The 23,386-nt window shown below is 62.4% G+C and carries 18 protein-coding genes and 1 pseudogene; 11 read left to right on the top strand and 8 right to left on the bottom strand.

The window, feature by feature from the left end; all coding sequences use genetic code 11:
* Positions 1 to 14 precede the first annotated feature (14 nt).
* From WDU96_RS03630 to WDU96_RS03620, 3 genes are read left to right on the top strand one after another with little or no spacing between them, the layout of a single operon-like run.
* Complete coding sequence (locus WDU96_RS03630; RefSeq protein ID WP_337337122.1) at positions 15 to 911, top strand: DUF4397 domain-containing protein; 897 nt, start codon at positions 15 to 17, stop codon at positions 909 to 911.
* Positions 911 to 2,506, top strand: coding sequence for a class F sortase (locus WDU96_RS03625; protein WP_337337121.1), 1,596 nt, complete (start codon positions 911 to 913; stop codon positions 2,504 to 2,506). The genes WDU96_RS03630 and WDU96_RS03625 overlap by 1 nt, the downstream gene beginning before the upstream one ends.
* Before the next feature lie 31 nt (positions 2,507 to 2,537).
* Entirely contained in the window at positions 2,538 to 3,320 is a 783-nt protein-coding gene (locus tag WDU96_RS03620; protein ID WP_337337120.1) for a polyprenol monophosphomannose synthase, read from the top strand.
* Positions 3,321 to 3,347: 27 nt separating this feature from the next.
* On the opposite strand, the gene WDU96_RS03615 is transcribed toward WDU96_RS03620, so the two are convergent.
* Positions 3,348 to 3,872, bottom strand: coding sequence for a hypothetical protein (locus WDU96_RS03615; protein WP_337337119.1), 525 nt, complete (start codon positions 3,870 to 3,872; stop codon positions 3,348 to 3,350).
* Positions 3,873 to 3,994: 122 nt separating this feature from the next.
* A pseudogene (locus WDU96_RS03610) lies at positions 3,995 to 4,226 on the bottom strand (integrase core domain-containing protein); the annotation flags it as partial.
* A gap of 94 nt (positions 4,227 to 4,320) precedes the next feature.
* Here WDU96_RS03610 and WDU96_RS03605 point away from each other — a divergent pair.
* Positions 4,321 to 4,485, top strand: a complete 165-nt coding sequence (locus WDU96_RS03605) for a hypothetical protein (RefSeq protein ID WP_337337118.1) — start codon at positions 4,321 to 4,323, stop codon at positions 4,483 to 4,485.
* Between the two features lie 320 nt (positions 4,486 to 4,805).
* Here the strand turns inward: WDU96_RS03605 and WDU96_RS03600 are convergent, their stop codons facing one another.
* From WDU96_RS03600 to WDU96_RS03590, 3 genes are read right to left on the bottom strand one after another with little or no spacing between them, the layout of a single operon-like run.
* Positions 4,806 to 6,350: a sulfatase family protein gene (locus WDU96_RS03600; RefSeq protein ID WP_337337117.1), complete on the bottom strand. Its 1,545-nt coding sequence runs from the start codon at positions 6,348 to 6,350 to the stop codon at positions 4,806 to 4,808.
* Positions 6,347 to 7,459: a Gfo/Idh/MocA family protein gene (locus tag WDU96_RS03595; RefSeq protein ID WP_337337116.1), complete on the bottom strand. Its 1,113-nt coding sequence runs from the start codon at positions 7,457 to 7,459 to the stop codon at positions 6,347 to 6,349. Before WDU96_RS03595 ends, WDU96_RS03600 begins: the two co-directional genes overlap by 4 nt.
* Positions 7,444 to 8,142, bottom strand: a complete 699-nt coding sequence (locus WDU96_RS03590) for a ThuA domain-containing protein (RefSeq protein WP_337337641.1) — start codon at positions 8,140 to 8,142, stop codon at positions 7,444 to 7,446. The genes WDU96_RS03595 and WDU96_RS03590 overlap by 16 nt, the downstream gene beginning before the upstream one ends.
* Before the next feature lie 450 nt (positions 8,143 to 8,592).
* On the opposite strand from WDU96_RS03590, the gene WDU96_RS03585 reads away from it, so the two are divergent.
* From WDU96_RS03585 to WDU96_RS03555, 7 genes are all read left to right on the top strand, one after another.
* Positions 8,593 to 9,609, top strand: coding sequence for a LacI family DNA-binding transcriptional regulator (locus WDU96_RS03585; protein WP_337337115.1), 1,017 nt, complete (start codon positions 8,593 to 8,595; stop codon positions 9,607 to 9,609).
* A 266-nt stretch (positions 9,610 to 9,875) separates the two neighbouring features.
* Positions 9,876 to 11,411 (top strand): ABC transporter substrate-binding protein, encoded by a 1,536-nt coding sequence (locus WDU96_RS03580; protein WP_337337114.1) that lies wholly within the window; start codon positions 9,876 to 9,878, stop codon positions 11,409 to 11,411.
* A gap of 49 nt (positions 11,412 to 11,460) precedes the next feature.
* Positions 11,461 to 12,402, top strand: coding sequence for an ABC transporter permease (locus WDU96_RS03575; RefSeq protein ID WP_337337113.1), 942 nt, complete (start codon positions 11,461 to 11,463; stop codon positions 12,400 to 12,402).
* The gene (locus WDU96_RS03570) at positions 12,399 to 14,204 is read left to right on the top strand and encodes a dipeptide/oligopeptide/nickel ABC transporter permease/ATP-binding protein (protein ID WP_337337112.1); all 1,806 of its coding nucleotides are present in this window, start codon (positions 12,399 to 12,401) and stop codon (positions 14,202 to 14,204) included. Before WDU96_RS03575 ends, WDU96_RS03570 begins: the two co-directional genes overlap by 4 nt.
* Complete coding sequence (locus WDU96_RS03565; RefSeq protein WP_337337111.1) at positions 14,205 to 15,101, top strand: ABC transporter ATP-binding protein; 897 nt, start codon at positions 14,205 to 14,207, stop codon at positions 15,099 to 15,101.
* 2 nt (positions 15,102 to 15,103) lie between these two features.
* The gene (locus WDU96_RS03560; RefSeq protein WP_337337110.1) at positions 15,104 to 17,713 is read left to right on the top strand and encodes a hypothetical protein; all 2,610 of its coding nucleotides are present in this window, start codon (positions 15,104 to 15,106) and stop codon (positions 17,711 to 17,713) included.
* Positions 17,697 to 19,307 carry a sulfatase family protein gene (locus tag WDU96_RS03555; RefSeq protein ID WP_337337109.1) on the top strand — a complete coding sequence of 537 codons (1,611 nt, stop codon included), beginning with the start codon at positions 17,697 to 17,699 and terminating at the stop codon, positions 19,305 to 19,307. The genes WDU96_RS03560 and WDU96_RS03555 overlap by 17 nt, the downstream gene beginning before the upstream one ends.
* A 723-nt stretch (positions 19,308 to 20,030) precedes the next feature.
* Here the strand turns inward: WDU96_RS03555 and WDU96_RS03550 are convergent.
* The 3 genes from WDU96_RS03550 to WDU96_RS03540 are packed head-to-tail and all read right to left on the bottom strand — an operon-like array spanning position 20,031 to position 23,373.
* Complete coding sequence (locus WDU96_RS03550) at positions 20,031 to 20,918, bottom strand: MBL fold metallo-hydrolase (RefSeq protein ID WP_337337108.1); 888 nt, start codon at positions 20,916 to 20,918, stop codon at positions 20,031 to 20,033.
* The gene (locus tag WDU96_RS03545) at positions 20,915 to 22,357 is read right to left on the bottom strand and encodes a sulfatase family protein (protein ID WP_337337107.1); all 1,443 of its coding nucleotides are present in this window, start codon (positions 22,355 to 22,357) and stop codon (positions 20,915 to 20,917) included. The genes WDU96_RS03550 and WDU96_RS03545 overlap by 4 nt, the downstream gene beginning before the upstream one ends.
* On the bottom strand, positions 22,354 to 23,373 hold the full coding sequence (locus WDU96_RS03540; RefSeq protein ID WP_337337106.1) for a Gfo/Idh/MocA family protein: 1,020 nt from the start codon (positions 23,371 to 23,373) through the stop codon (positions 22,354 to 22,356). The genes WDU96_RS03545 and WDU96_RS03540 overlap by 4 nt, the downstream gene beginning before the upstream one ends.
* Positions 23,374 to 23,386 lie beyond the last annotated feature (13 nt).

The following is a 23,386-nucleotide window of genomic DNA, read 5'->3' as shown; positions in this document are numbered from 1 at the left end:
AACAAAGGAAGATCATGACTCACCACATCTCGCCCCACAACTCCGTATCTCGTCGTTCGCGGCGCCGGCTTCGCGACCTCATTCTCGCGACCGCGGCCGTCGCGCCCTTCGCTCTCGGCCTTGCGATCGCTCCCGCAGCAGCCGCCGCCCCCGCCGATCCAGGCGGTTGGGCGCGGGTCGCGCATCTCTCCCCCGACACCAAGTCCGTCGATGTTCAGATGACGGCGCTCGCAGGCGGTGCGGTGGTCTACGAACTCGAAGACGTCGCCTACGGGGCAGTGAGTGAGTACATTCCGCTTGCCGAAGGCACATACGTCGTATCGATGGTTCCCTCGGATGCGGCCGACGATGCCGAACCGATCGTGCAACAGTCGGTCGATGTCTCGGCGGGTGGGCCGGTTACGGTCGCCGCCTACGGCAAGAACGCCGATCTTCAAACGGTCGTGTTCAACGACGATCTCTCTGCTCCGCAGCAAGGTGAGGCGCGAGTTCGGGTGGTACAGGCATCAACGGTTGAACCGACCGTCGATGTGGATACCGCGGAAGGTGCATCGATCGCACGATCCGTACCGACCGGTGTTGCCACCGGCTACGCCGCGGTGCCTGCCGGATCGTGGGATCTTGAACTCACGGGTTCCAGCGACGTGTCCACTGTTACCGTCGACTTGCTGGCCGGATCGGTCTCGACGCTCTTCGTACTCGACACCGCTGATGGTTCTCTCACCGCGCGGGCAGTGACAGATTCGGCGACTCTCGCTGACATGCCGGTCGGCGGCATCAACACCGGCGGAGGCGGCGCGGCCAATCAAGCGGATTCCGCAACAGCCTTTGCAGCACTCTCAGTTGCGCTGGGCATGGTGGCGCTCGGCCTCATCGTCGTCAACCGTCGAAGCGCCGGGGCAACAAGATAATGAGAGTCCCGCGCACGCTCACGGCCGTTGCTACGGCCATCACTGTTGTTCTGCTGGCCGCGGCATGCTCGGGGCAGGTCGCTGACTCCCCTCCAGATGAAGACACCTCGACGGCAGAATCGTTTCTTGATCTCTACGTCGACGACGGTCGCGTGGTGCGCTCCGACCAGGGTGGCGACACTGTGAGCGAAGGGCAGGCCTACGGACTGCTCCTCGCCGTCGTCGCTCGCGATGAGAACCGCTTCGACCAAATCTGGGACTGGACCACTGAGAACATCCAGCGCAACGACGGATTGCTCGCGTGGCGCTGGGAGAACGGTTCGGTGGTTGACGATGAGCCTGCTGCTGACGCCGACCTCGACGCGGCACGTGCGCTGGTGCTCGCTGGCAATGCATTTGATCGAGACGACCTGCGTGAATACGGCATCGCGCTCGGCGACACCGTGCTCAATGAAATGTCAGCTTCGACCGAAATTGGCCGAATCTTGCTGCCGGGCCTCTGGGCAACGACCTCACCACATGCCTACAACCCGTCGTATGCGTCGCCGGTGGCCTTTGCAGTTCTAGCGGACGCATCCGGCGACACTCGCTGGAACGAGTTGTCCGAAGGAACTCGGGCCGCGACTGAAGCTCTGCTGGATTCCAACGCCCTGCCCACAAACTGGGCCACTGTCGCGACCGATGGGTCAGTCGCGATCGCCGGTTCGGCGAACGGGGATGGCGAGCCAGGCTACGGCTACGATGCCACACGCACTTCGATCCGATTCGCCGAGTCGTGTGACCCCGCCGACACCGCTCTCGCCGCCCGAATCGCTGCGGCTTTGCCTGACGATGACGAACTCGTTGCAGAATTTGACTCCGGCGGAGGACCGGTGACGAGTGACCAGCACCCGATCGCTTACGCTGCCCGCGCCGCCGCCTACGCAGCGGACCAACAGTCAGACGCTGCCCACGCCGACCTCGCCCGAATGGTTGAGACAGCCGTAGCAACACCTACCTACTACGGCGATGCATGGAGTGCGCTTACGACAACAATGCTGACCGACGACACTCTCGCAGGTTGCCAGCCGCTCAACGCATCGGCGGTCGAGACTTCAGCCTCGAGCTCGGTCACGGGCAGTTTTCAAAATCCTGTGCCAGAACAAGCGGCGTCTCGCGCGGTTCCTGAACACATTTCGATCCCCGCGATCGGCGTGGAGTCTGACCTGATCGGCCTCGGTCGCGACGCGGTCGGCTGGATCGAAGCACCAACTAACTTCGATGACGTCGGGTGGTACGAAGACGGAGTTGTCCCCGGCGCGATAGGTCCAGCAGTGATCGCCGGTCATGTCGATTCGCCGGCAGCACCAGCCGTCTTCTACGACCTTCCCACGCTTGTTCCCGGCGACAGCGTCTCGGTGTCTCGCAGCGACGGAACCACTGTGAAATTCGTCGTCACCAGCATCCAGACGGTTGAAAAAGAGACCTTTCCCACGGCATCGATCTACGCCCCTGTCCCCACCCCTGAGCTACGCATCGTCACCTGCAGTGGCGCCTGGGACCCCAACACCGGCCATTACGTCGACAACGTCGTTGTCACCGCTGTCTCTGTCTGAGGCAAGCGTCACCTGCACGAAAGGTATTGATATGAACACCACGCTCACAATCATTCCCACCTACAACGAGCTCGAGAATATCGAGGGGGTTGTAGGCCGTGTGCTCGCGGCCGGACGGTCTGACGTGCTGGTCGTCGATGACTCTTCACCCGACGGTACTGGCGCCCTCGCGGACCGCCTCGCGCTGACGCATGCTGAGGTCTCGGTGCTTCACCGCACCACGAAGGAGGGCCTCGGACGCGCATATCTGGCGGGGTTCGCGTGGGGGCGTGATCGGGGATACAAGGTGCTCGTGGAGATGGATGCTGACGGCTCACACGAGCCGGAATCGTTGCCCGCGATGCTCGACGCTCTGGAAACGGCCGACATCGTGCTCGGATCGCGCTGGGTTCCGGGAGGGAGCGTTGTGAACTGGCCGTTGCATCGGAAGATACTCAGCCGCGGTGGAAATCTCTACGCGCGCCTCGCTCTCGGCATCGACGTGCGCGACGCGACCGGCGGCTACCGGGCATACCGTGCGAGTGCCCTTGACGCGATCGGTCTGGATGGTGTTGCTTCGCAGGGCTACTGCTTTCAGCTCGACCTGCTCTGGCGTGGGCTTGAGCGAGGGCTGCGCGTCGTGGAGCTTCCCATCACGTTCATCGAACGAGAACATGGCGTCAGCAAGATGAGCGGAAACATCGTTCGTGAGTCGCTGTGGAACGTCACGGTATGGGGTGTGCGCCGTCGCGCGACGGCGGTACGCGAAATGGTCCTGCACCACCGCCGCCTACCGTCGGTTCGAGCGACCACGCGTCGCCTCGCGCCCTCGTGAACAGCTTCTCAATACGCTGGGGTCCCTTCAGCTGTTGGGTGCTAACGTGACGACGGAAATTATCACCACGTTGGTGTCTTCTGGCAGATTCCACGTTGAGATCGGTGCGCGATAGCTGACTATCGAGGCAAGAGCTCGATCTTCGGTGTCAGACATGAAAGTAGTCGCAGAGGGGTCTCCGGAGGCTGTTTCAGAAACTAGAGAAAACGCACCATTCTCGAGGTCAGTCCTAGCGCTCGCGGTGATGCGGTCAGCTTCATCCGAAGAGGACGTGAGAAACACGGACGTTTCGGATCCAGGATCGCCTGCGAACACGCAATCAGCATCGCGGAGATCCAGTAAGCGCTGCGTTGCGGGAGCACTTTCGGCCGTATCCGTCACAGCGAGCGTGTCAGTATGCGTCACCCACTCAGACAATGCTTCCGTGCACGTCGGCTGCTCCACTGACTGGGAACATCCCGTTGCTACAGATGCAAATACGGTCATTGTTGTGGTGGCCAGAACTGCCTTCTTCACCAAGGTCAGCGGTCCAGATGCCTCATTGCCCTTCATTCGGTCGACGGTATCGCGCCTGCCCGCTAGATGCGAGCGATGAAAGCCACTGATCTGGGATTCTAATAGGCTATTTGGGCCAGCGTCACTGTGAAGCGCCCTGGGTCTGATGGAGACTCGCGCTATTTGATTCCCACCGGCTGATCGCGGTCGGCTCGGACAGCATAGGCTTGCTCGAACTCGGCGGGTGGGAGATCGCCGAGGTAGCCGTGGAGACGCTGCGTGTTGTGCCAGCGCACCCATCCGAGGGTCGCGAGCTCGAGGTCCTCGATGCTCTTCCCACGGGCCAGGGCATGCGGGTCCGTGGACGAGTTCGGCCCTGTAGTAGCCGTTGACCGTCTCGGCCAGGGCGTTGAAGCTCCTATAGTTGTCGACTCCTGATTTCGCCGGTCCTGGGGTTCGCTTTGACGAGGTGGTAGACCTCACGGAGGGACTGCTGCACGAGTAGGTGACATCTGATCTCGGTGACGAAGCGCGCACCGTCCTTGCCGTCTACGCCCACGTTCTGGGCGAAGGACAGCGACGCGATCATCTGCAGCGCCTCGCATCGGCGGAAGAGGCAGAAACCGACGGGGGACACCTGGGGGACACCTGGAACGAAAACGGTCGCTGATCAAGACCGACTAGCCCACGTCGGAGAAAGCAAAAATCCCCGTTGTACCGGGGTTTTTTTGGCGGAGACGGAGGGATTTGAACCCTGGCTCTAGGAGGTCCGTTCAGGTGTGCTGACGGTCGGTGGCGCGTGTTCACGCGGATTCACGGTGACTCACACGTTGGTTCGATCGCGTTCAACGATACTCAAAGTGATTCAAGTGTTCGCAAGTTCTTCGCATCAATTTTGCCCTAAGCCCAGCTACACAAACACCCCGACTAGCCATCCTCACCGGGCTCTTTCTTCCATCACCGACGCAGCTCGTTAACCACGCCTCTCGGTCATCGCGCGGCCGCGGTGGAGTGGGTTGATTGCGACGGTGGCGCGTAGTGCACTTCAGCAGGGGCGTCGGGGAACCCTGTTACTCCGCGAGAGACGTCGAACTGGTCGATGCGCACAAGTGGCCGCACCGTGTACTTGAACGTGCGCAGATCGTTACCGTCAAATGCGGCGTCGACACCGTCGCGTCGCAACTCGGCTACGAGCTCTCCCACCAGTTCAGCGACGAGTTGCGGGTGCCGGTCTTGGACCGGAGTGAGTTCGTGGGGGTCGGTTGCCACGTCGAACAGTAATGTGTGAGGACCGTTGGCCATCCAGATGAGCTTGTGGGGTCCGCGGCGCACCATTGCCTTGAAACGCGCGGTACCGGGCTTGCCGTGGTAGCCGAACAGCAACTCTCGTTGATGCGTCGGGTCATTCAACCCCGCCAGGATGTCCGCTCCCTGCCGCAGCTGTGGCGCCCCAGCCGCACTCGTCGCGATTCCGAAGAGATCCACAAGACACGTGAGTTCGTCGCGGCGCTCGCCCTGCGCGATTCGGCCCGGCCAGCTGAGAAGGAACGGGATGCGCGTGGACGCTTCGAAGAAGCTCTCCTTCTGCCACGCCGTGTGATCGCCGAGATGATCACCATGATCGGAGTAGAAACAGATGACCGTGTTGTCGGCTTCGCCACTCTCTTCGACCGCGTCAAGCAGGCGCCCGATGCACGCATCGATGTAGCTGATCTCACCGTAGTAGCGGGCCTTCAACGCGCGGGCGCGGTGGTCGTCAACGTCTTCGGCGTAAACCGCGTGGTTCATCCACGGGATCTGCTGATCAAGGTGATCAACCGCAAGATCACCCGACACAGGCAACGGCATCCGGTCCGGGTCGTACATCCGGTTGTATGGCAGCGGCGGCGCGAATGGCGGGTGCGGTCCGATGTACGAGACGTACCCGAACCACGGCCGCTCGTCGTCGACCTGAACCTGCTCGATCGCTCGGTCAGTCGCCCACGCTTCTACCGTGATGTCAGCGGGCAGTGCGCTCATCTGCGGCATGTAGTACATGTCGGTGCGCTCGCCCATCAACGCTTCAATCCAGTTGTATTCGGGATGCTCGTCAGCAATGAACGCCGCGTAGTCATCACCGGGGCGGGACCCCTCGGCCAGGTACAGCTCTTCGCTGCGCAGTTGGAACTCGAAGCCCGAGTCCGCATCCCACGGGATCGTATGGAACTTTCCGATACCCCACGTGCGATAGCCGAGATCGCCCATCACAGTAGCGAGATACGGGCCGACACGCTCGACGATCGCGTCGTGTGCGCCGGGTTCGACGCCGTTCTCATAGACGTTCGTGCGCGTCGGCTGCGCCCCCGACAGGATCGAGTAGCGCGACGGCACGCACACCGGGCACGTCGCATACGCATTGTCGAACACAGCGCCGCGATCGACGAGACGGTCCAAGTTCGGCGTGAAGATCTCTTCATTGCCGAGCGCCGCCAAGGTATCGAAACGCTGCTGGTCAGTCATCACGAAGAGGACGTTCGGCTGCGTGTTCGAGCTCATAAGGTGATGGCGTCCGCAGCGCGACCCGAGGCCGACCATGCCGCGGGCTGAGGGCGATCCAGCCGGGTGTGCATCTCTATTACACTGCCCGAACGTCCAGCATCAAGCACGCTGTTCATAACATCTAGGACGTGGAGAGCGAGGTCCCCCGAGGCGAGGTGCGGGCGGTCGGCCTCTATAGCATCTGCCATCTCAGCGAGTCCGATTCCGCGGCCACCATTCTTGTAGCCCGCACGGTCGTCAACAACTTCCCACTCGTCACTCCCGGCGCGGAAGATATCGAGCTTCTCCGAGAACTGGAAGGGTCGCGGAAGAGCAATCGTCCCTTGCGTCCCGTACACCTCGAACCCACTCATTCGCGTTGCCCACACATCAAAACTCATGGTGACATTCGATGACACACCCGACTCGTGGATGAGGATCGCGTTGATGTGCGTTTCGACGTCGACGGGCACCTCCGTACCGGCGAGCGGTCCGGTCGCGACATGTCGGTTACGCTCCGAACGAGAAGTGTGCCCAACGATCCGCGCGACAGGCCCGAGCATTGCAACCAAAGCGGTGATATAGTACGGCCCCATGTCGAGCAGTGGGCCTGCCCCGGGCTGGTAGTAGAACAAAGGAGACGGATGCCACAGCTCGTGCCCAGGCGCCGACCAAACAGCCGAGGCGCCGACGACTTCGCCGATCTCACCGCGATCGAGAACATCGATCGCAGTCTGCACGCCCGTACCGAGCACGGTATCAGGTGCGCATCCCACGCGGACTCCGGCGAGCTCCGCTTCTCGGAGCAGCTGTTTCCCGTCGTCAGTCTTGAGCGCGAGGGGTTTCTCGACGAAAACACTCTTTCCTGCCCGCACTGCTTGCAACGAGACCTCGGCGTGAGCCGCCGGTACGGTGAGGTTCAGAACTACATCGATGGCTGATGAAGCCATCAGGTCATCCACCGATAACGCCGACACGCCCAGCCGGCTCGCGACCGATCGCGCACGTTCCTCGTCCAAGTCGGCCACTGCGACGATCTCGAGTTCTTCTCGTCGACCGATGGTGGTGAAGTACTGATCGCTGATTTTTCCGAGACCGACGACTCCGACGCCTAGCGGCTTGCCCACAAGAGGCCCCTTTCGATGATGGTGCGCACGGGCGCTTCGGCGAGCACGTCCGGCGCATGCCCCGGGGTCGCCACAAAAACGCGACCCTCCCCCCACTGACGCGTCCAGACCGCAGGACAGATCACCGGAACATGCCATGGATCTCCCGGTTTGCTCGGGTGCGTCGTCGTTGCGAGCACCTCGTTGTAGTCGTCTGTGAGTACCCAGTACTGCTCGGTGGCCAAAACGAAGTCGCCGACCCCCCTCGTGATGGGGTGGTCTTCACCGATGGCAGTAATCGCAACACTGTGGGGAACCACGTTGTCGCTGGGGTCCCCGATCTGCTGGTCCTCCGGCTTGGGCGGATGCTTGACAAACTGTCCACCCACCAGCTGTAGATACTCCGGCGTGTTGCGGAATGAGTCTGCGATGCCACCGTGCCAACCAGCGAATCCGACACCGCGCCGCACCGCAGCGTCCAGCCCTCGGAACTCATCAGGCTCGATCTTCGACATCGTGATGCACTGGACGATGAGGTCGGTCTCGGCCATCGCCTCAGCGTCTGCGTATATTGCCGGCGAGTCGGCTATGCGCACAGCAAATCCAGCCGACTCGAGGAACGGAATGAAGGCGTCGGTGGCATCAGCCGGGTAGTGACCCGGCCAACCACCACGGACGACAAGGGATCTACTCTGACTCACGATTGGCTCCTCCTAGAGCGACATAGTGGTTGAACGCTTCGTACTAGCGGGCGGCTCGTACCGGGCGCGATCGTTGGGCGTTGAAGCTCGAGCGCCGCGAGGTGCTTCTAGGGCAGGTGAACGGTTCAGTCGTTGATGCGCGGGGTGTGCCGCTTGAGCCGCCTGCGCCGGTTCGCTGCGAGCCGCAGGATCGTCGCGCGCACACCCGCTGCGCGGCCGACCCCAGCACTTGCTCTGACATCGACGTCGAACCTCCCGTTGCGTTGACATTAGGTGGCACGAGCGAATGTGAGCAATGTTTGCGGACTTATCAGAAACTTTTCGATCGCAACGGCCGTCAGATCAACGTCAACGCTCGAGTCCATCCGCTCACTTCCTTGCCTTGACGGTGAAGTTGCCATCAACCATGCTGAGATCCAACCCGAAAATTTCGAATGTGAAAGCGTGAGTATCATGAACGATGAGCCTTCCCGACCCACGCTTGCGGTGGTGGCTGATGCAGCCTCCGTCTCCGTCTCCACCGCGTCAAAAGTTCTCAACGGCAAATCGGACGTTTCAGATGCAACGCGACAACGCGTCGAGCGAGCGCTGGAGTCCCTCGGCTATTCACGCCGCGGCGATCCCCGACCACATGGCGAACTGATCGAAGTGGTGTTCGAACGCCTTGGGCCCTGGGCGGTTGAACTCCTCAAAGGGGTTGAAGCCGTCGCACGGCAGCAGGGTATCAGTACCGTTGTCACTATCGGTGGCACGTTCGATGCCCAGCCAGAGTCCTGGATAGACGCGGTGATGCGACGTCAACCGCTCGGTGTCATCCTGGTGTTCTCGACGCTCTCCGATCGCGAGAAGCGCCAGCTGCGCACCCGCAACATCCCGTTCGTTGTCGTTGACCCCGCTGGAGACCCGGACCCCGACCTCCCAACTATCGGCTCAGCCAACTGGGACGGGGGACTGATGGCGACTCGGCATCTGATTGAGCTCGGCCATACCAGAATCGGCACGATCTGCGGGCCTCCCAGCCTGCGGAACGCCCGCGCCCGTCTCGCCGGCTATCGGTCGGCCCATGAGTCTGCAGCGATCGACATCGACCCCTCCCTCATCGTCCCGGGAGACTTCAGCGTTGAAGCGGGCAGACGTGGCGTCGATCAGCTCCTCGCCCTCGATGTTGCGCCGACAGCAATCTTCGCCCAAAGTGATCTCGAAGCACTCGGCGCATACCGTGCGCTCCAATCGCGCGGGGTGCGCATTCCGCACGACATCTCTGTCATCGGGTACGACGATCTCCCCATGGCGGAACTCGCCAGCCCAGCCCTAACGACGATCCGGCAACCGCTCGAGGAGATTGCGAGCGCGGCAACGCGACTCATCCTGCGGCTTCGCGCGGCTGGTCCCGTCAGAAACATCCGAACTGAACTCGCGACGACTCTCGTCGTACGCGAGAGTACGGCCGTCGCCAGGCCAGTTCGCTGATAGGCGGTTCGAAACTTTTCACTCCCGGTGACGGCAAGACTGGAGAGTTTTCTTTCGCCTTGTCCCCGACAGTTCCGAAGCGAGACGCTCTCGCATACCCATCAGATCGAGCCCGGGAGAGGCGGCCGGGCACGAGCAGTTTCGAAAGTTTTCTGATCATATACGGATTGTTGCGGCCACGCTCCGTACCCAGATAACGTCTCCCCATCCCATGGTCATTAGACCTCGCCGATCGAAGCCGATCGGGCCAAGCAAAGGAGCAACGCGTGACCACTCACCATCGCCGTACCCGTCGTCGGCTCGCCGCAGCGATGATCGCGACCGCCGTCGCGATCGCGGTCGCTGGATGTTCATCTCCGAACTCCAACGAGACGGCCCCGACCGCCGCGACTGGCGGCACCCTGACTCTGGCGAATGTCAACCAGGACGTTACATTCGACCCCGCCAAAGCCAAGAGCGGAGGAGCCGGCGTGCAGTTCTGGTCGACGGTGTACGACACTCTTCTGACGTATGAGCCAGACGGGACGATCTCCCCGAACATCGCCGAGTCCTTTTCGATGGGCGAGGACAACACGGTGCTCACCATGACGATCCGCGAGGGCCTAACATTCACAGACGGTGCCCCCGTCGACGCCGAAGCCGTCAAGGAGTCTCTGGACTACAACAAGGCCGGCGGCAGCGCCCGCCTCGCGGATATCGAGATCTCGGCGCCTGACGAATCAACCGTTGTCCTCACTTCGGGTGCACCGAATGGCTTGATGCCGACGTTCATGACATTGGCGGAGGGAATCGTTGCCAGTCCCGCGTCGTTGGCGTCCGCCGACCTAGCGACTAACCCAGTGGGATCAGGCCCGTACGTGCTAGATCAATCGGCCAGCACCTCCGGTGCGACCTACACGTTCACTCGCAACGAGGACTACTGGAACGCATCCGCCTTTCCTTACGATGAAGTGGTCTTCCAGACCCTTACTGATGTGAACGCTCGTGTGAGTGCCCTCAGGTCGGGACAAGTTGACGGCGCGTTGATCACAGCGCAATCAGCGACCTCGGTGGACGACGACGCTACGACCCTTCACGAGAGCAGCGTGAACTGGGCAGGACTGCTCTTCGCTGACCGTGCGGGAGACATTGTTCCCGCACTGGGGTCTGTAGAAGTCCGGCAAGCTATCAACATGGTCTTCGACCGCGACGCTGTGCTCTCTGGGCTATACAACGACGAGGGCGGCGCGACGAATCAGATCTTCAACAGCTCGAACCAGGGCTATCTCGCCGATATGGTCGATTACTACGACTTCGATGTCGCGGGGGCGCAGAAGCTCATGGCGGAAGCTGGCTACGAGGACGGGTTCTCTGTAGACATACCTGTGCTCCCCGGCGCGGAGGTCGCGACGCCCATCATCACCCAGCAACTCGGTCTCATTGGAATCGAGGTGAACCCGCAGCCGTTCGGCAGCACGACCGTGCCGGACATGCTCGGCGGCAAGTATGCGATGTGGTACATGGAACTCGAATCCCGCACGGCGCTCTGGGACATCGTTCAGTCCGTCGCGCCTGAGGCAGTCTGGAACCCCCTGCGCTCGGAGGACCCGGAGTTGACTTCACTCATCGATTCGGCCCAGCGGGCCAGCGAGGACGAGATCGGAGCCGTCGCTCAGGAGATCAACGAATTCCTGATTAAGAACGCGTGGTTTGCCCCGTTGGTGCTTCCGACCAACTTCTATGCCACCGACAGCAACACGTCAGCCACGCCCGTCCTCGGCAGCAACTCGCCGTACCTCTACACGTTCAAGCCAGCCGAATGAACGACTTCATCGAACCGGTCCGTGCAGGACTCGTTCCCATCGCATTCATATGCTTCGTCACGTACTGAAGCAGGTGGTAGCGGGGGTCGTCTTGGTCCTCGCTACCACCGCCATCACTTTCGCACTCCTTTACAGCGGCGGAACCTCGATCGCCCGAAACGTCCTCGGTCTCGACGCTTCCGAGAGTCAAGTCGCGGCCAAGGCGCAGGAACTGGGTCTCGATCAGCCTCTGCTCGTACAGTACGGCGCATGGCTGAGCGACTTGTTCCATGGCTCACTCGGGCAGAGCTTCGTGACCGGTGAGCCCATCACCCACATGCTCAGCTCCAGGATTCCCGTCACGCTCTCGCTCGTGGTTATCTCGATGATCCTGATGGCGATCCTCAGCGTCCTGATCGGCGTCGCCGCTGCGACCAAGGGCGGTTGGATCGATCGTGTCCTGCAAGTCGTTGCGATCTCAGGGTCGTCCGTCCCCCACTTCTTGATCGCAATCGGACTTGTCCTGGCGTTCGCGCTTGCGATCCCGCTGCTGCCTGCCACGGGATACGTCCCGTTCGAGAAGGACCCCGGCGCGTGGGCCGCGTCACTGACATTGCCTGTACTGGCCATTCTCATCAGCGGCGTCGCAGCCGCCGCACAGCAGTTCCGCGGCGAGATGATCGACATCCTGCAGCAGGGCTACATCAGGACCCTCCGGGCCCGTGGAATCTCCGAGAGGAATGTGATCTTCCGACACGCTCTGCGAAACGCCTCCGGTCCCGGGCTTACCATCCTGTCTCTGCAGGCGATCGGCTTATTCGGAGGCGTGATCGTCATCGAGCGGGTTTTCGCATTGCCCGGGCTGGGGACACTCGTCGCCACGGCGGCTCGGCAAAGCGACATCCCAGCGGTGATGGGCTGCGTGTTGATCACCGTGGTCGTCGTCGTGATCGTCAACTCCATCGCCGACATCACGAACGTGCTGATCAACCCGAAATCGAGGGCAACATGAGTGGCGAAGTCACCGACAGCAAGCACCCGGCCGAACCGGTCCCGACGTCGCGGTCTGCACTGTCGATCGTCCTCAGGAACCCGATCGGCATCGCCAGTTTCGTCTTCCTTGTCCTGGTCGTCGCCGCCGGGATCTTCGGAGGAGCGATCGCACCGTACGGTCCGAATTTCACTGATCTCTCGCTGGCGAACGCGGAGCCCTTCACCAGCGAATTCGTTCTCGGCGGTGACTCCGCGGGCCGCGACATCCTTTCGCGTCTGCTCTATGGCACGCGCAGCACGCTCCTCGGCTCAGCAGTGATGCTGGCCGTCGCGCTGGCGCTCGGCACGACGACCGGCCTGATCGCAGGATACTTCGCAGGTTGGTTCGATGTGGTGGGCGGCTGGGCGGCCAATCTTCTTCTCGCGCTTCCCGGTTTCGTGCTGCTGGTCGCGCTGTACGCCGTAATCGGCCCCTCGATCCTCATCGCGATGGCGGTCTTCGGCGTGCTCGTCGCCCCCACCTACTACCGCCTCGTACGCGCGCTCGTGCGAAACGTGCGCAACGAACTGTACGTCGACGCTGCCCGGGTGTCCGGACTCCCGGACACCCGCATCGTCTCGCGACACGTGCTGCGTGCCGTGCGGGCACCCATCATCATTCAGAGTGCGTTCGTTCTGGGAGCGGGGATCGGCGTTCAGGCCGGACTAGAGTTCCTGGGCCTCGGCGATCCCACCGAGCCGTCGTGGGGTGGGGTTCTCCAAGAGACGTTCAACGCGATCTTCATCGCGCCGTGGAATCTCGTCTTCCCTGCACTGACCATCAGCGCGACCACCCTCACTTTCGCGCTCCTCGGCAACGTGATCCGCGACGGGCTGAAGGCATCGGGGTCGCGGGCAGCTCCGCTCTCCGGTCGCCAGCGCACGTCGCTGGCGACCGCGCACTCCGCCGCACGGACCGCGCCCGCCCGTGGCGGCGCCGGACCCATCCCCGCCGGAGAGGACTGCATCGCGGTGACCGACCTCGTCATCGGTTACCCGACATCGAAGACGGACGTTCGTGAGGTCGTCCATGGTATCGATCTGACGCTGCGCCGCGGAGAGATCCACGGCCTCGTGGGCGAGTCGGGGTCGGGAAAGTCGCAGACCGCTTTCGCCCTTCTTGGCATCCTCCCAGCGGAAGCGGTCGTTCTCTCCGGCTCGGTGACCTACCGCGGAAAGGATCTGCTCGCTGATACCCGGGCGCTTCGCGAGGTTCGCGGCCGTCGGATCGGCTACGTCCCGCAGGAACCGATGTCCAACCTGGACCCGACACTGACCGTGGGCCAGCAACTCGTGTACGGGATGCGCGCGACGACGCGGGTTTCCCGCAGACAAGCGCGTCAGGCGCTCTTGGAGCTGCTCTCCCGTGTCGGGATCAACGACCCTCAGCGAACCTTCGATTCGTACCCACACGAGATCTCCGGCGGGATGGCGCAGCGGGTGCTGATCGCCGGTGCGGTCGCGAGTGACCCGGAGTTCATCGTGGCCGACGAGCCCACCACCGCTCTCGATGTCACCGTTCAGGCTGAGGTGCTGGACCTGCTGCGCGAGCTTCAGCGCGAACGGAACCTGGGAATGCTGCTCGTGACACACAATCTCGGTGTCGTCGCCGACATCTGCGACTACGTTTCCGTCATGAAAGACGGCGCAATCGTCGAGACCAGTTCCGCCGCCGAGCTGTTCACCACGCCCAAAGCCGACTACACCCGCACGCTGCTCGCATCCACCCTGGACGGCGCGGAACTCCGAGGTCCCCTGGCGCGACGCACGGAGGTCAAGTAGATGAACACCGACGACCCAACCCCCCTGCTCAACGTCAACAAGATCTGTGTCGACTATCCGACCAAGGGGCTGCGACAACCACCCAACAGAGTCATCCGCGACGTTTCCTTCGAGATTCGCGAGGGCGAAACCCTCGGCCTCGTCGGCGAATCAGGTTCAGGAAAGTCGACGATTGGACGCGCGATTCTCGGGCTCGCCCCCGTCGTCGCCGGGTCCATCACGTTCCGCGGCACAGAACTGGTCACGCAGACACCCAAGCAGCGCAGAAAGATGGCGCAGAAGCTACAGGTGGTCTTTCAGGATCCGTTCTCGTCATTGAACCCGAGCATGACCATTGAAGACATCCTGTGCGAGCCGCTCACCGACCTGAGCAAACGCGAGGCGCGAGAACATGTCAGATCCCTCCTCGACCAAGTGGCGCTCCCTTCCGACGCCGGTCGACGCTACGCGCGAGAATTCTCCGGCGGCCAACGTCAGAGGATCGCCATCGCGCGAGCACTCGCAATATCCCCAGAACTGATCATCTGCGACGAACCGACGAGCGGGCTCGATCTGTCCACGCAGTCCCGAGTACTCGACCTGCTCGTCGAGATCCAGGAGCGCACCGGAGTCGCCTACCTTTTCATCACCCACGACCTCGCTGTCGTGAGAAAGATGAGTCACCGGATCATGGTACTCCTGGGCGGAGAAGCGGTGGAAGCAGGCTCGGCTCAGCAGGTCACAGAGGACCCTCAACACCCCTACACACAGCGTTTGCTGATGGCGGCCCCGATCGCCGACCCTGTCGCACAGGCACAGCGGCGAGCCGATCGGGCCGAATTGATTCGCCACAGCGATGAAACCACGATAGCGCCGGCGCACACGGTCGACTCCGGACGGGAAGTGAACGAACGATGACGATGGCAGCTCAAGCAGCTATGAAACACCCGGCGGCGGGTCACGGCGGTCGAGTCGCTCCCCTGTTCTGGCACCGCGGTGAGAGCCCCGCGGTCATCTGCCGGGAGATTGAGGCGATGCACGAGGCCGGTGTGCGCGAGTTCGTCCTGGAGCCCAGACCGCACCCGGACTATCTGGGCGCGCAGTGGTGGGCCGACGTCGACACCGTCCTGGCAGCGGCCCGCGACCGTGGAATGCGGGTGTGGTTCTTCGACGACTCCCACTTCCCGAGCGGCGGGCTGAACGGGATCGTTCCGAACGAGCACCCGCACTTGCTGAAGCGCTACCTCGGGGAACAGCATCGCGATGCTCTCGGCCCGGCCCCGTCGACCACGTTCTCGTTCGGCGGCTGGCTGCGAGAGGGCGACCTGCTTCATGCGGTCGTCGCGATCCGCCACGCCTCCACCGCCGCCACTCCAGATCCTGACTCCGCGGTCGATCTCACCGACCGTATCGTCGATGGCGCCGTCTATTGGGACGTCCCCGACGGCGTCTGGCGCATCTTCGCAATCATCGAGACTTCGCACGGCAACGAGGCGCGGACGGCCGACTACCTGAACCCGATCGCGGAGGGCGCCGCCGAGTTGCACCTCGCGACCGTTCACGAACGCCACTACGACCGCTACCGCGCCGATTTCGGCGGGCTGATCGCCGGCTTCTTCCAAGACGAACCACGCTTCGGCAACGAGAGAACGCACACATTCCGGTTCGGCGCGGAGACAGGAAATGACTCGAGCTACGTATTGCCGTACTCAGGTCTGCTTGGTGAAAGGCTCCGCACCCGGTGGGGCAGCGAGTACAGACAACGGCTCCCCCTACTCTGGTGGGGCGAAGACGAGCGGCCCACCGGGGAGGCGCGGTACGCCTACATGGATGAGGCGACGCAACTCTACGAGCGCTTCCAACGCAAGCTCGGCGACTGGTGTGCCGCCCACCGCGTGGCGCTCATCGGCCACGTGATCGAAGACAACGGGGCCCACGCCCGGCTGGGGATGGGCCCCGGACACTACTTCCGATCGATGGCAGGCCAGCACATGGGGGGCGTGGACGTCGTGCTTCAACAGCTCATGCCTGGCTCAGAGGAAGGACTACGACCCGCGGCCATACACAGCTGGGACGACGAATTCCACTTCTGGGGGCTCGCGAAGCTGGCCTCTTCCGCCGCGCACATCGACCCTCGCAAAAACGGGGACGCGCTCTGCGAGGCGTTCGGTGCATACGGCTGGCACATGGGCCTGCGGCGGATGAAGTGGCTCACCGACCATCTAGTCGTCCGCGGTGTCAACTACATCGTCCCCCATGCGTTTTCCGCGCGTACGTGGGATGAGGACTGTCCACCACACTTCCACAATGGCGGCATGAACCCGCAGTGGCCCTACTTCGGACTTTGGCGCGCGTACGCCGAGACGATCACGGAGCAGATCTCGGGCGGCCGGCACCTGTCAGATGCCGCGGTGCTTTATCACGCTGAAGCGGAGTGGGCTGGCCGCTACATGCCGTTCGAGCGGGTGCTACGAGAGCTGATGCGCTACCAGTTCGACGGCGACGTCGTTCCGCTCGATGCACTCATCGGCGGTGAGGTCGACGACGACGGAGGTGTTCAGGTGGGTTCGGAGACCTACCCGCTCGTCATCGTCCCGTACGCTCAGCGGGTCCCCGCCGCGCTGGCACGGTTCATCGCCGAAACAGAGCTCACCGTGATCTTCGTGGACGACTTCCCCGACTCGGTCACCGGCGACGCCGATGGCCGTCTGCTGCGCGCACTCACCGAGCGGTGCACGTCCGTGCCACTCTCAGAGCTTACGGCGCACGTCCACGGCGAGGTATCAGTCGCGCCCGCAAACCCCTCGCTTCGCGTCATGAGATACGTGAAGGATCGACAAATGCAGCTCTTCGTGGTCAACGAGTCCGTGTCGCTCACGTGCGAAGTTGAGCTCACCGTGCGGCGAGCCGACATGCCCGCCGTCGTGTGGGACCCGATGACGCAACGGCGGCGGGCTGCCCACGCGTCGCGCAGAGAGGACTCGCTCTGCCTGCCGCTTCGACTCGAACCCGGCGAATCGCGATTCGTCTCGTTCGCCGACCATCATGATGCCTCCGAACCCACAATTCCCGACCCGACGACGGCGATCACACTCCCGACCGACGACTGGACGATTACTCTGCGCGAGTGGGACAGCAGCACTTTTCGACCCGTTGCGCTCGACTCGCTCGGACCGGTGAACGCGCCGAATCGCTTCCCCCACTTCGCGGGAACGATCAGGTACCGCCACGACGTCGACCTGCCACCCATCCCGTCAGTTCTCGACCTCGGCGAGGTCGGAGAAACTGCGGAAGTGCTCGTCAACGGGGTCTCGGTCGGCATTCGAATTGCACCGCCCTACCTGTTCGAGCTTCCTGCCGGCGGGCCACGGGAGGAAGTCACGATCGACGTCACAACTACCTTGGCACCGCTCGTCGCCTCCCAGAATCCGTTCGACGCGGGCGTGGCACTGGAGCCGACGGGCCTCCTCGGCCCGGTCACACTGTCGGTGCCGATAAGCCCGGAGACGAGCGATGACCCGCTCCGGTAAGCCGAACGTCCTTCTCGTCGTCGTCGATGAATGGCGAGCACAGTCATTCGGGTACGCCGGCGACGAGAACGCGCACACCCCGGCGATTGATCACCTCGCCTCCGAGTCGCTGAACTACACGCAGGCCATCTCCGGCACGCCTGTCTGCTGCCCCGCACGGGCAAGCTTCCTTACCGGTCAGTACCCGCTCACGCATGGTGTGTACATAAACGACGTTGAGCTCAACCCGACGAACCAGACATTGGCTGAGGTGTTTCGCGACGAGGGCTATGCCACGGCGTACATCGGCAAGTGGCATCTGCACGGCAGCCCTGACGGGCGATTCGGACGGCGAAACGCGTTCGTCCCACCCGAAGCGCGTCACGGCTTCGACTACTGGCGCGCGGCGGAATGCACACACGACTACTGGAACTCCGCCTACTACGCCGAAGACGACCCGACTCCGCGCACCTGGCCAGGCTACGACGCATTCGCTCAGACGGACGACGCGGCCGCATTCATCGCGAACCGGATGCCGGAGGACGAGCCGTTCTTCATGATGCTGTCCTACGGGCCCCCGCACTTTCCCCTCAACACCGCGCCGGAAGCTTTCCGCGAGCTCTACCGACACCGATCGATCGTCGTTCCGAGCAACGTGCCCGAAGAGCACCACCAGCGCGCCGCGGAAGACCTCCGCGGCTACTACGCACACATGGCAGCCATCGACGAGTGCATGCGGCGGCTTCTAGGCGCCATCGACACCAGCGGCCGACGAGACGACACCCTCGTCATCTTCACTTCTGACCACGGCGACATGATGTGGTCGCACGGTCTCGAACACAAGCTCGTTCCCTGGGAGGAATCCGTCCGGGTGCCGCTTCTCGTGCGTGGGCCGGACATCGTTCCTGGGAAGTCGGAGGCGCTGCTCAACTCCCCCGACCTCATGCCCACAGTGCTCGGTCTCGCGGGAATTGCGGGACCGACGGGCATCCAAGGAAGCGACCTCTCTCAAGCTACGTCGGGTCCCTCAAGCGCGTACCTCAGCGCTCCTGCCGCGTTTTCGACGCTCCGTCGGTTCGGGATCGGCGAGTATCGAGGCGTACGCACCGATCGGTACACCTTCGTCCGCTCTCTTGAAGGGCCATGGCTTCTGTACGACAACGCGGCTGACCCGCACCAGAGAGTCAACCTCGTCAACGACCCCGATTACGCGCCGGTTCTCGACGAGCTGCAGCAAGAGCTAGATGGTTGGCGCGCACGACTCAACGATGACTTCTTGCGCGGCGAGCAATACCTCGAGCGTGACGGCCTGATGCACTACCTCGAAGTCAACGAGCCGATCGGATCTTCCGGGAGCACGTCAGGCGGGTGGTCCTCCAATCTTGAATCCGGACTTCGCTGGTCCGTCGACACACCACTGGCGCTGATTCGCCAGAGCCCGGAAGCCACCGAGGTCATCGCCACCCACATGCCCGGCCTCTTTCACTGGCTTGCAACAAGCGGCAATGACCGCGATTCGATCCGGCTTGCCGCTCTCAGATCGGCCGGGTTCGACGCTGACGCCCTGTCCCGTCTCGATGAGCAACTCGCTACCCTCGGGAAACGGGGCGCGTGACACTGCCGCTATTCGCAAGCAGAAGCTTCGCACCCATAAACTGTGCCCGTTGCGCGGCCCGCTACGCGGGCTCGGTGCGACAACAGCTTGCGGGAGCGCAACAGCCATTGGCGCCGACGCCGGGCACCCCGGGCCCGCGAGTCCCAGCAATGATCGATACGACAACACGTGCCGCTCTCGCCACGGAGCACCCGCCGTAGTCACACTTGCCCACGACCCAAAACATCCCGAATCAGCGGACATCGCTCCATCGGTGACAAGACGCGTGAGAGGCAATTCTCAGATGCGCCGATCAGTTACCACGCGAAGACCTTTGGCATGATTTAACGCGCTGGGGTGGAGGGACAACTTCCCTCTTCTGACTTGGTTTGCGAAAAGAGAAAAACGTGGGCTAGCCAGGGAATTCCTTGCGTGAACGCCGACCTAGGGCTGAAACCAGTCGGGCATTTGCGAACAAAAATCTTCGCAAATTATTCGCAAATCGACTCGCCGCGAAAACGAATAATACTCTGACCAGGACTTTTTATGGCGGAGACGGAGGGATTTGAACCCCGCCTCCACGCGCAGGTTGGCGTACGTTCGGGCACACTCGCGCGTGTTTTCGCGCATTCAACACGGTTCGAGCGTCCGTTCGACTAAGTTCAGCGACGTTGACGGGTGTTCAAGTGTTCGCAAATTCTTCGCAAGTCTGTCGACCAAAGCGCCCGTTTAAACCGTGTTTTTCTAGAGCGAACGATCCCGCCGCACACGCGCGAGATGGGCACGAACGGTGACAGCGGCTTGCAGCGTCGGGCTCGTCTCGTATGAGTGGCACACGTGGGCAACCACGCTTTCGACGTCACCTAAGCCGCTCTTCTCACACCGGCGAACCATCGCATCGATGCGCTCAACCTCGACCGCAGACGCGGCAAGAGCGCTGTCGATATCTGGACCCCTCAGAATCGTGCCATCCCAAGCTGGGTTTTCGTGCGCGGTCACCAATACTTCTGGCTGAAGTGCCCGCATGCGATCGAGGCTGTCAAGGTAAGCGTGGGGGTCGACGTAGTAAGGAATTCCTGTGCCTTGACCGGTAACCCCTCGAAATGGGACGCCAACCCCTTGGACCGCGTCGCCAGCAATGAGAATGCTCTCGTCCTCGTTCCAGAAGGCGAGGTGCCCCCATGTGTGCCCGGGCACATGCAGCGCTTCCCACCGCCGGCCGCCGACTTCGAGTGAGTAGCCATCCCAGATTGCACGAACGTTGACTGAACTCCCCGACGGGATCGCGGCCCCGTGCAGCCTCGAGCGGCTGAGCGCTTCACCGAAGGCACTGGGATCCGCTATGAGACCGCACTCCGCCGCATGGGCCAAAACAACAGCACCGGATTCTTCGACAAGTTGCGTCAGCCCACCGATGTGGTCGTGGTGAAAGTGAGTGCAGAAGATTTCGGTGATCGGCGCCACTCTTCGCTCGCGTAGGCACGCGAGCAATGTCGACGGTCCGGCGTCTTTCGTTCCAGAATCGATCAACACGGTGCGTTCACCGGTGAGGGCGATGATCTTTGTCGATAGATGCGCCGACATCGCGACGTCGACAACGAGAACATTCTCGGCGAGCTCGGTCACTGTCATGGGGTCACGGCTTCCGGTGGCGGCGTGAACGCGATGGTGAACCCGTCTGCCAGGATCGCGTCTCGTCCACCGTGCGCCATGATGAGGCGAGCCTGATCCTCCCGTGCACGCTGATCGACACCGTGCACGTCGACCAGACTCATCAACTCGGCCACCATCTCTGCCAACTTCTCTGCGTAGCGGGGATCCCCTACCAAGTCGACATGCTCACCAGGGTCTTGCTCGAGGTCGAACAACTGCGCTACCTCAGTCGCGAAATAAACCAATTTAAATTGCTCGCGACGTAGCAGAAATGCCGCCGACGATGCTCCAAGCGCGTGGTACTCACTAAACCCGCCAGCTGTGTGAGGTACGGAGTCGTCAGATGCAGGCAACGTCGGCCCTGCCAGCGGGCTCTGACGCGAATCTTCGACACCGAACACATCGAGCAGCGTCGGATAAAGCGAAGTAAGCGACACAGGCTGGGCGACACGCGATCCCGGAGCGAAACGCGGGCCCGAAGCGATCAACGGCACTCCCGCGGACTCTTCGTACATGTGATGCTTCCACCACAAGCCACGCTCACCGAGGGACACACCGTGATCGGATGTGTAGATCGTGGTGGTCGTTTCATCGTCGAAGCCGCGATCACTCGCCGCGGTCAGCACCTGACCGACGAGCTCATCCGCGAGGGTGCACAAACCGTAGTACGCACGACGCGCTCGCGAAATTTCGTCCGGCTCGAAGGCTTCGCCCACTCCCATGACACGACGAAGTTCCGCAATGTATGGATGCTGGGTATCGGGAGCGGCAGTTGTATCCTCAACTTCGATATCAGGGTAGAGATCCCAGTACTTCTGGGGCACACGCAACGGGTGGTGCGGCGTGGCGAAAGACACCAACAACACCCAGGACTCATCGAGGGGCGCGTTCGCGATCCAATCTGTTGCGGCGTCAGCCACACGCCGATCGAAGTCGAGGTAGGGAGATTCGCCCACCCTGGCGTCACGAACAAGGTCTGCGAGCGCCGGACGCGGCGGCATACCTTCGCGGACCAGCGAGTAGATGTCGCCGACTCCACCGATGACATCAAGCGGCTCGATTACCTCGTTGAATCCGGTATCGTCCGTGCCAGATCGAAAGTGCATTTTTCCGATGACCGCCGTGTGCACTCCTGCCTGGCGAAGGGCATGAGACCACCCCTCGGGTGAACCGCTGTAAGGGTGGGCGTTGTCCCACGCGCCGATCTCGTGGACGGGCCGACCCGTCATGATTGACGCGCGCGAGGGCACACAAATCGGAGAATTGCAGTACGCGGCACTGTAGGTGGTGCCACGCGAGGCAAGTGCGTCGATGTTCGGGGTGAGAATTGTGGGGTTGCTATACGCTCCCGACGCATACCGGGCATGCTGGTCGGTCATGATGACAATCGCGTGGCGAGGTGGAGTACGAACGCTCACGAGGCGGTGATCCCTTCGACGTCCACGCGCGTCGCGCACGCCGCGGATTGGTAGATTGCGGCGACGGTCCGTAGCGTCTCGACCTGGTCCGCGGCGGAAGTAACCGGCGGGGTGCCGGCGCGACGGGAAGCGAAGAAGTGGTCGAACTCCTCGTCGAATCCCATCGATATCGGTCCCACACTCGGTGCGCTAGCGCCCCCAATAGTGAGCTCCCCGGTGAGAATATCCGCGTCGACCGTCGCATTCGTTCCAATGAGCGTTTGAGACAGAACGCGTGAGCCGGGGCGTCTGCTGCGCCCAGACAGTACCAGTGATCCGACCACACCAGAGCGAAAGCCGAGAGAGACAACCATGTCGTGATCGAGGAAGGGCCCGCCATCTCCTGTTGCCTGCGGACTCGTTGCGGCGACCCAAGCCATCTCACCGAAGAGGCGTCTTCCTAGCGAGACGGCATGCGTGCCAGCCTGCATAAGATACCCACCACCCGAAGCCTCGAGATCATAATTCCATGCTGGCTGACCACCCGAAGGAAGCCGATGATCGCTCTCGTGGCGAGATTCCCAGACTTCGACATCGCCAAGCGACCCATCGGTCACGAGCGCATGTAGCGCCCGCCCCGCCGAACTATAGACCCAGTTCTCAGCGACCATCACCGTGCGTTCAGGAGCCGCAGCAACGATGCGCGCGACATGTTCGGCATCAGACAATGTCGTTGCCAACGGCTTCTCGAGAATCACATCCTTACCTGCCCTGACAGAGGCTTCGACCTGCGAGCGGTGCAGAGTCGGCGGCGTGCAGAGATCGACGATGTTGATCTGGTCATCAGCCAGCACTGCGTCGAGGTCGTCAGAGAAGTGCTTGACGCCGTGTTGCTGAGCGATCAAGCGCGCACGCTCACGGTCTGCATCGATGATCACCGCAACTTCGACGTCGGTTCGGTTCACGAGGCGTGGTAGATGCACTTCAGCACCGATCAGGCCAGCGCCGATCAGCGCTAGACGCGGGAGAGGAGACACGAAAGCTACTGCC

Origin of the sequence: Microbacterium marmarense (assembly GCF_037204165.1) — a bacterium.
GTDB lineage: Bacteria > Actinomycetota > Actinomycetes > Actinomycetales > Microbacteriaceae > Microbacterium > Microbacterium marmarense.
The sequence above is the reverse complement of the archived record's forward strand: the minus strand, read 5'-3'. Positions and strand labels throughout refer to the sequence as shown.

What these genes read in the sequence shown, in the direction of transcription:
- WDU96_RS03555 (WP_337337109.1), top strand. Translation starts at nt 17,697, where the DNA reads ATGACCCGCTCCGGTAAGCCGAACGTCCTTCTCGTCGTCGTCGATGAA.
- WDU96_RS03585 (WP_337337115.1), top strand. Translation starts at nt 8,593, where the DNA reads ATGAACGATGAGCCTTCCCGACCCACGCTTGCGGTGGTGGCTGATGCA.
- WDU96_RS03600 (WP_337337117.1), bottom strand. Translation starts at nt 6,350, where the DNA reads ATGAGCTCGAACACGCAGCCGAACGTCCTCTTCGTGATGACTGACCAG.
- WDU96_RS03570 (WP_337337112.1), top strand. Translation starts at nt 12,399, where the DNA reads ATGAGTGGCGAAGTCACCGACAGCAAGCACCCGGCCGAACCGGTCCCG.
- WDU96_RS03560 (WP_337337110.1), top strand. Translation starts at nt 15,104, where the DNA reads ATGGCAGCTCAAGCAGCTATGAAACACCCGGCGGCGGGTCACGGCGGT.
- WDU96_RS03620 (WP_337337120.1), top strand. Translation starts at nt 2,538, where the DNA reads ATGAACACCACGCTCACAATCATTCCCACCTACAACGAGCTCGAGAAT.
- WDU96_RS03575 (WP_337337113.1), top strand. Translation starts at nt 11,461, where the DNA reads ATGCTTCGTCACGTACTGAAGCAGGTGGTAGCGGGGGTCGTCTTGGTC.
- WDU96_RS03615 (WP_337337119.1), bottom strand. Translation starts at nt 3,872, where the DNA reads ATGAAGGGCAATGAGGCATCTGGACCGCTGACCTTGGTGAAGAAGGCA.
- WDU96_RS03565 (WP_337337111.1), top strand. Translation starts at nt 14,205, where the DNA reads ATGAACACCGACGACCCAACCCCCCTGCTCAACGTCAACAAGATCTGT.
- WDU96_RS03625 (WP_337337121.1), top strand. Translation starts at nt 911, where the DNA reads ATGAGAGTCCCGCGCACGCTCACGGCCGTTGCTACGGCCATCACTGTT.
- WDU96_RS03550 (WP_337337108.1), bottom strand. Translation starts at nt 20,918, where the DNA reads ATGACAGTGACCGAGCTCGCCGAGAATGTTCTCGTTGTCGACGTCGCG.
- WDU96_RS03630 (WP_337337122.1), top strand. Translation starts at nt 15, where the DNA reads ATGACTCACCACATCTCGCCCCACAACTCCGTATCTCGTCGTTCGCGG.